Consider the following 7,130-nt stretch of genomic DNA (forward strand, 5'->3'; position numbering starts at 1 on the left):
GGTTGTTGCCTGGTTTTTGTCGGTGGTGTTAGCGGTGGGGTCACGCCCGGTCCCATTCCGAACCCGGAAGCTAAGTCCACCAGCGCCGATGGTACTGCACTCGGGAGGGTGTGGGAGAGTAGGTCGCCGCCGGCATAAAAAGTTTATTGTTGTGGGTCGTGGTAGCCAGTTCCCGTGTGGGGTGGGCTGCTGCGGCCCACTTTTGTTTTACCCACAGGTAAACAGAATTAACTAAGCGTCGATCGGATCCTCGGTTTCCTCTTTTGGTGAATCCTCGTTGGCTCTCTGTGGCAGACTGTCTCTATGACTAATCAGACACCTAACTCCGATGTGGTTAACCTCGCTTCTTCTGAGGACGAGGCTCAAGACAACTTCACTCCCGTAACGACCGAAGAAGGTAAGCTACAACAGCTTATTGAATGGCTCGAAGAACACGTCTCGGCCTATTCCTACTTGAGCGAGGTTGTCCCCTTGGGTGCCTCTGAGGAAGACATTGAGAAGGCTCGTGCTTCAGTCAATGACCGCGGCGCTCGTATGCCAGACGCCATCATTCACGGTTCAATGATGGTCCTGGGGGCGGCCGTCAACCATTCCTCGCCATACCTTGCGTATGCCGACGGCAAAGTAGAGGTGACGGATACGACGGTGGGGGATAGTCCTAGCGTTCCGGTGCGGGTTTTTGTCCCACAGGATCCAACCGGGTCTGTGGTAGTTGCCGCACACGGCGGCGCTTTCTGGATGGGCGACGGCAGTCTGCGTGAGAATTCCTTCGGCCCAAATATGGCTGCCCTGGCAGCCCGATCGGGCGCAATTGTTGTGGACGTGGATTACCGGCTCGCACCAGAGAATAAGGTATCTGAGGCCGTCTATGACATTGCGCGGGTAGTCGCATCTGTCGCAGATGATTCGTTGCAGCTTCAAAAATTGGGTGCAATGCCCATCAGTGATCAGAACCCGTTAGTTCTTTATGGTGTCTCTTCAGGCGGCCACAACGTTGTTTCCGCGGTAGACCAGATTAGTCAAGACACTCCGGTTGCTCTGTTGCTCGTTGCCCCGGCTCTAGACCTGCGTGGTGCTCCTGCGGTGTGGTTGCAGGCATTCTTCGGCACCTCTGATGATTCGGCAAAGGAAGTGTCACCGGGATTGCATGAGCCGTCGCGAAGCATGCGTGTCCACGTTCAGGCGGCCTCCCGCGATACTGTTGTTCGGCCAGCTACCGAGTACCTGAAGAAGGTCGAGGAGGCAGGTGGAGACGCCACTCAGGCGGTATTCTTGGCGACTCACCAGATTGCGGTTCCAAAGGTTCAGCGAGAGCAGATTACGGACGCGGCGCGGTTCATTCTAGAGGCCACTCACACGGAACGTGAGCTGCCAGAGGACCCGGCAGGTGAATACGATAAGGAAGCGATTGACCGGCAGAACGAAGAGTCCTGGGGTAAGAGCTAGTCAACCCGTTTCAGTTCCTAATGGCGCTCTCGCTGTGCATGTGAGCACCGCGGAGGGGAGCGCTGCTAAGGGAAATCGGGGGCGGGGCTAGAACAGCTCAGTGCCAAAAGGTCGGGGCTAACAGCCCCCGACTAGTGCAGCGGCAGGAGATTGCGCTTCGTTGCGTGTACCTCTTCCACCCGGTCGATGTTGCGTTCGAGCACATTCCAATCGTTGACCGGAATATTGCGCTGGGCTTGGGCAATGACTGACTTGTCTGGAGTGGACCACGCGAGCGGCACTGGGGTGATCTCGTCGTAGAACTCGGTGCGGCTCTTGTGCGTACCGGCCACAGCAACAGCTGGCACCTTCGCGCCCACACGGCGGGGAACCCCGGAAATCGTGGTGACAGTTCGTGTAGCCAGGGCCGGGACGGGCTCGCCATCGGAGGGGTCTTTACGCATGTCCACCAAGGTCATCAGCACCATGGTTCGCTCATCCACACGCGCAATCATGGCCGGAACCAGCGGGGATTCGTCGTAAAGCTCTTGCGGATCCTTAATTGCGCGTCGCACCTGGAAGGTAACGCCGACGTAGAGAGCCGCGAGGGCGAAAAGCACAACCGCGCTGCCGATAACAAACGGCGTGCGGTCGAAAACTACTAGAACCAGCACAGCGCCGACGAGCAGCAGAGCAGAGAAAATGCCTGAAGAGATGAGCAGTCGGCGGGCATCGCGGTAGTACTCGTTGTTGGCGTTGGTGTGCTCGCGGTTGACGGGGAAGTGAAAGTTCATGGCAGTCCTTTAGTTATCCAGTTTTCTAGGATTCCGAGCTAGCGGTGGAATCACCGGGCAGGGAGGGCCCGAGGTACTCATCAGCGTCGACGATTCGGTAGGCGTAGCCCTGTTCCGCCAGGAAACGCTGGCGGTGAGCTGCGTATTCGGTATCGAGCGTATCGCGAGTCACCACCGAGTAAAAGACGGCGCCACCGCCATCGGACTTCGGGCGCAGGAGACGCCCCAGGCGCTGTGCCTCCTCCTGTCGGGAACCGAAGGTGCCGGAGATTTGCACGGCGACAGAGGCTTCGGGAAGGTCGATGGAAAAGTTCGCAACCTTGGAGACCACCAGCGTGTTGATCTCGCCGCGCCGGAACTTCCCAAAGAGCTCCTCGCGTTTGGCGTTGGACGTCTTTCCTTCGATGACGTCGACGCCGAGCTCTTCGCCGATCTCTTCGAGCTGATCCAGGTAGGCACCAATCACCAGAGCGGGTTCGCCCTCGTGTCGGGCAAGGATTTGCTTGACGACGGGAATCTTCGTCGGCGTCGTTGCGGCCAGACGATACCTGTCGGAGGCCTCAGCCGTGGCGTAGAGCATGCGCTCGGACTCGGTCGGGGTCACGCGGACCTCAACGCAGTCTGCCGGTGCGATCCAGCCCTGGGCTTCAATGTCCTTCCATGGGGCGTCGTAGCGCTTCGGGCCAATCAGGCTGAAGACATCGCCCTCGCGGCCATCTTCGCGCACCAGGGTAGCGGTGAGCCCCAGTCGACGGCGCGACTGCAGATCCGCACTCATTCGGAACACGGGAGCGGGCAGGAGGTGGACCTCGTCGTAGATGATGAGGCCCCAGTCGCGGGAATCGAATAGCTCGAGTGCGCGGTATTCTCCCTTAGTCTTGCGCGTGACCACTTGGTAGGTCGCAATGGTGACGGGGCGAATTTCCTTCTTTTCGCCGGAGTACTCGCCGATTTCGTCCTCGGTCAGCGAGGTGCGTCGCAGCAGCTCGTCGCGCCACTGCCTGCCGGCGACGGTGTTGGTGACCAGAATCAAAGTGGTGCGCTGCGCGTCTACCATGGCCGCTGCACCGACGATTGTTTTGCCTGCGCCACAGGGCAGCACCACGACGCCGGAGCCGCCTTCGCGGAAGGAATCAGCCGCCATGCGTTGGTAGTCGCGCAGTTCCCAGGTGTCGTGGCCTCCGGTGCCCTGATCCTGCCAAGCGATGGCGTGTGCCTCACCGTCGATGTATCCGGCGGTGTCATTGGCAGGCCAGCCGACTTTCAGCAGCTCCTGTTTGATTCGGCCTCGCTCGGAGGGGTGCACGGTCCAGGTGTCGGCATCGATTTGCTCGCCAAGCATCGGACGAATCTTTTTGTGCTTGGTCACCTCGGCCAGTACCGCAGGGTCGTGTGAAACCAGAATAAGGCCGTGAGCTGGATGCTTGGTCAGGCTCAGGCGACCATAGCGGTCCATGGTCTCCGCGACGTCGATAAGCAGCGGCTGTGGGACGGGGAACTTGGAGAAGCGCTCGAGGACATCGACCACCTGCTCCGCGTCGTGACCGGCGGCGCGGGCATTCCACAGCGCCAGCGGGGTGATGCGGTAGGTGTGCACATGTTCAGGAGCACGTTCGAGCTCCGCGAACGGTGCCAGCGCCGCGCGTGCCGCATCCGCCTCCGGATTATCGACCTCCAGCAGCACCGTCTTGTCCGATTGGACGATCAGCGGACCCGTGCCGAAACCCATTATTTCCTCGCCTCGCAGACATTCGACCAAAAATAAGCTAAAGGTCAATTCTGCCACGATTACGCAGAAGATGCGGCACGGGCTCGAATCATCCCGAACCGCCACATTCGCTTCTGCATCGCTTTACGACGGTCCGCGCGCCCGCCGCCTAGTCGACAGGATGTACTTCGGTAATGCGATGCAGCAGGAAGCGCAGCACTTGGCTGGTGGCCGGGTCGATTGCATCGACCTGCCCACCGGAGACGGTGACTGGGCGCACGCGCTTGCGGCCAGGTTTGCCATTGCGGTCAACGTAGCTCAAATACAGGTCGTCACCGTGGCGAGCCGCGCGCTGCAGAAGCTTGAATGCTTCGGTGCCGGAGGCGTAGTCGCTCGTGCCACCGGTGCTAGTGCTGGCACCGGCAGCTGTGCCCGTACCTGTCGCCGAATCCGCAGCCGAGTCAGAGACCCCAGCAGTGTTGCCACTGGCTGCAGTGCCACTGGAACTACCGGCGTGCTCAGCAGCACGGTTGCCATCGGCAATAGCCGTCAACGCCTGGCTGATGCGTTCCGGTTCGGGCATCGTTGTACGCGCAGCGGGCACCGGAGCTGGCGCCTCAATGCGGCAGGGAGCGCGACCGAGATCCAGCACCAAACCCTCTGCATCTTCGGCGATGATGGAAAAGCCCGCATTTCTAGCGGTCTCAATCACCTGGGCAAGCGGGGCCTGGCTAATTAGCACCGTTTCGGCAATCTTCCGCAACGCCAGGCTTTGTCCAGCCTGGTGACTCTGGAATGAGGCCAGCAGGGCCGGATCGTCACAGCGGATAAACGAAGCTGCGGGGCCACCGCGGAGACGACCGTGGCGGCGGGCGACGTCGTCAAGCAAATAGGTAATGGACTGCGGCACCTCACCGACGGCGTAGCGCGAAAGAAACTCCGAGATATCGGCGGCATTGATGCCGGCGTCGAGGGCATCGCGAAGGCTGTCTTCGGTCACGCGGTAGACGCTGGCGAGGCCGGGAGATTCCAGCTGCGCAATCGAACTGAGCATGCGTTCCATCTCCGGGGATGCGGGGCCCGGTACGACGATGGTGTTGTCCGCCTGAACCATCAGGTACGAGGCGTTCGGCGGCAAGAGGTTGTTACAGGCGGCACGCAGATCGTCGAAGGCCTCGGCGGTGCCGGATTCGATGAGCGCGACCGTGGCTTTGCCGACCTCGCTAAGGCCGACGGAAATCGTTTCCACGCCAGGGTCCCGCACGACGATGCCGAGGGCGACCAGCTCGTCGACCACGCCACTGAGCGCCTCGTCCGTGCACCTCGCGTTGGTAATCGGGTAGTAGTAGGCGGCGCATTCACGCAGGTCGGTCAGAGCAACGATGTCGTTGTCGCTTGCCGACGACGCCACCTGCGCACAGCAGGCCAGCACCATTTCCCGGATTGACGGTACCCCGGAGAGCCGAGCTTGTGGGGAGAGTAGAGCAATGCGCTTGCCTTCCTCATTGAGCTGGTCGACCCGCCAGGGAGCTGCGTCGCTAGTGCGAGTGCCGACCGTCAAACTCACCCACCGGTCAACCAGATCGGCGTCGAGGAAGCCGTCGGCTGCCAGCGTGGGGGCGAAATAGTCACCACCGCTGTCGTGCAGTGGCAGCGGATGTGGAGTACCGACATGAACCAGGCCCGCTGCACTGAGATTAGCCACGCCGCGAGCCAGCTCCGAGATGTCGACGCCGAGCTCCTCGATGAGACTGCGGGTTTCCCGTACTCCAATGACACCGTTTTTCAAGGTCGGCGCGGGGTCGGTTCCCAGCAAGTCCAGCAGGTCAGTCGCCTGTCGCAAAGTTTCCCAGGCAGTGGCGGCAGCACGGTCGTTACCGCTGGCGACCACGTGGGTAGCGGGGGTTTCGGGGCGCAGGGGGACGTCGTCGTCGGCAAGCCCGACTCCACGCATAAGCGCGCGAACGGTGGCGGGCAGGCGAACGGTGCCCTCGTCGATGCGTTCGAGCAGGCCGGCGTTGATGAGCGCTGGGACCGGCAGCGAAGGGTCGGCATCCGGATGAGCGTCCTTTGTGACGCCGAGCCCTCCGGAGTTGGCGAGGGTATCCAGGAGACGCTGCTGCCTGTCTGTGACCTCGGTGAGTGCCGTGCGTAGCTGGCTGCGGCTGGGGCCATCGGGATTGGGCAGAAGATACCAGCCAGGTGGCAACGAGGTGGCGACCTCATCGCTGAGGCAGAAGTAGTCCTGCCAGGGCAGAGGCTTCTTGCGGGTGGACTTGCCGGTGAAGGTGCCGCGGGGGCCGGGACCGTTGCCCCAGATGAGTCCGTATTCGCGCAGGGTATCGAGGCTTGTCCGAATATGCGTGGCCATGGGCCGTTGATTGGCGGGAACCTCTGCTCGAGAGAGTAAGTCGAGAATGTAGTCGATGAGGGCGTCCGCAGTGACGGGTTCGGCGTCAGCACCGAGGTCGGCGGCGGCCTCAATGCAGGCGAGCTCCAGTGCGGGCAGTCTGGTCAGCGCGCGGGAGACAGAAGCGCGGAGCTGGAGCCTTGCCGCTAGCACCTGGGAAGACTTCGGCGGTGGCGACAGCGCATCGGGGCGATTGCTGAGGATAGTGCCCACAAATTGGTCTGGTTGACCTGCCAGCCAGTCGGAAAAGAGTGCAAAGGGGGTGGTGCTAGTCATGACAATCCCCACTTTAGTGAGATTTAAGGAGGCGAGAAGGTGACTGGGGAGAAAATTTTTGGGATAATCTCAGCATGGCTAACGTTGCAAAGAAATCCTATGTCGATCCCGGCTGGCCGAAGGACCTCGAGCCTGGTCAGCACGCTGTTACTGAACTGATTGCTCACCACGCTGGTGCAGATTCGCCTTTCGGCGACATTGAGTTCCCGGTTGATCCGGAGACTCTGGGTTACGTGCACCCGACCACGGTGATTAACAAGTAATCTTTTAGGTTCTTAGCAGAGCTACATCTGCTGGAGGCCCGCAGCCGTGACTGCTAGTTCAGCCATGGCTGCGGGTTTTCACATCAGTGGCCTCGGGGCGGGGGCTTGAGTAGGGGCGCTTGAAGTGGGCGGGGGCTTATTCAAGCCCAGTTTTTGGCCAATCCACCGGAATGGCCCCATGGATGCGGGCTGCAAATGTGAAACTGTGTAAGTTTATGACACTTTCAAGCCATTTTTCGGGCCATTTTTGTCAT

The 7,130-nt window shown here is 60.8% G+C and carries 5 protein-coding genes and 1 rRNA gene; 3 read left to right on the forward strand and 3 right to left on the reverse strand.

The features are described from left to right. Positions 1 to 18 precede the first annotated feature (18 nt). Positions 19 to 135: ribosomal RNA gene (rrf, locus tag ADM64_RS07060) — 5S ribosomal RNA — on the forward strand. 168 nt (positions 136 to 303) lie between these two features. Beyond that, the gene (locus tag ADM64_RS07065; RefSeq protein ID WP_016423321.1) at positions 304 to 1,446 is read left to right on the forward strand and encodes an alpha/beta hydrolase; all 1,143 of its coding nucleotides are present in this window, start codon (positions 304 to 306) and stop codon (positions 1,444 to 1,446) included. Positions 1,447 to 1,577: 131 nt separating this feature from the next. On the opposite strand, the gene ADM64_RS07070 is transcribed toward ADM64_RS07065, so the two are convergent. The 3 genes from ADM64_RS07070 to ADM64_RS07080 form a co-directional block, all read right to left on the reverse strand. Next, a complete protein-coding gene (locus ADM64_RS07070) occupies positions 1,578 to 2,219 on the reverse strand; it encodes a DUF3239 domain-containing protein (protein ID WP_049193700.1) in 642 nt (213 codons plus the stop codon). A 25-nt stretch (positions 2,220 to 2,244) separates the two neighbouring features. Beyond that, entirely contained in the window at positions 2,245 to 3,948 is a 1,704-nt protein-coding gene (locus tag ADM64_RS07075) for a DNA repair helicase XPB (protein ID WP_016423319.1), read from the reverse strand. Between the two features lie 148 nt (positions 3,949 to 4,096). Beyond that, positions 4,097 to 6,613, reverse strand: coding sequence for a helicase-associated domain-containing protein (locus ADM64_RS07080; protein ID WP_049193701.1), 2,517 nt, complete (start codon positions 6,611 to 6,613; stop codon positions 4,097 to 4,099). A 74-nt stretch (positions 6,614 to 6,687) separates the two neighbouring features. Between ADM64_RS07080 and ADM64_RS07085 the strand changes: the two genes are divergently transcribed. Further along, positions 6,688 to 6,876 carry a hypothetical protein gene (locus ADM64_RS07085; protein WP_016423317.1) on the forward strand — a complete coding sequence of 63 codons (189 nt, stop codon included), beginning with the start codon at positions 6,688 to 6,690 and terminating at the stop codon, positions 6,874 to 6,876. Positions 6,877 to 7,130 lie beyond the last annotated feature (254 nt).

It is taken from the genome of Corynebacterium sp. 401_CJEI, from assembly GCF_001076435.1.
Lineage (GTDB): Bacteria > Actinomycetota > Actinomycetes > Mycobacteriales > Mycobacteriaceae > Corynebacterium > Corynebacterium jeikeium_D.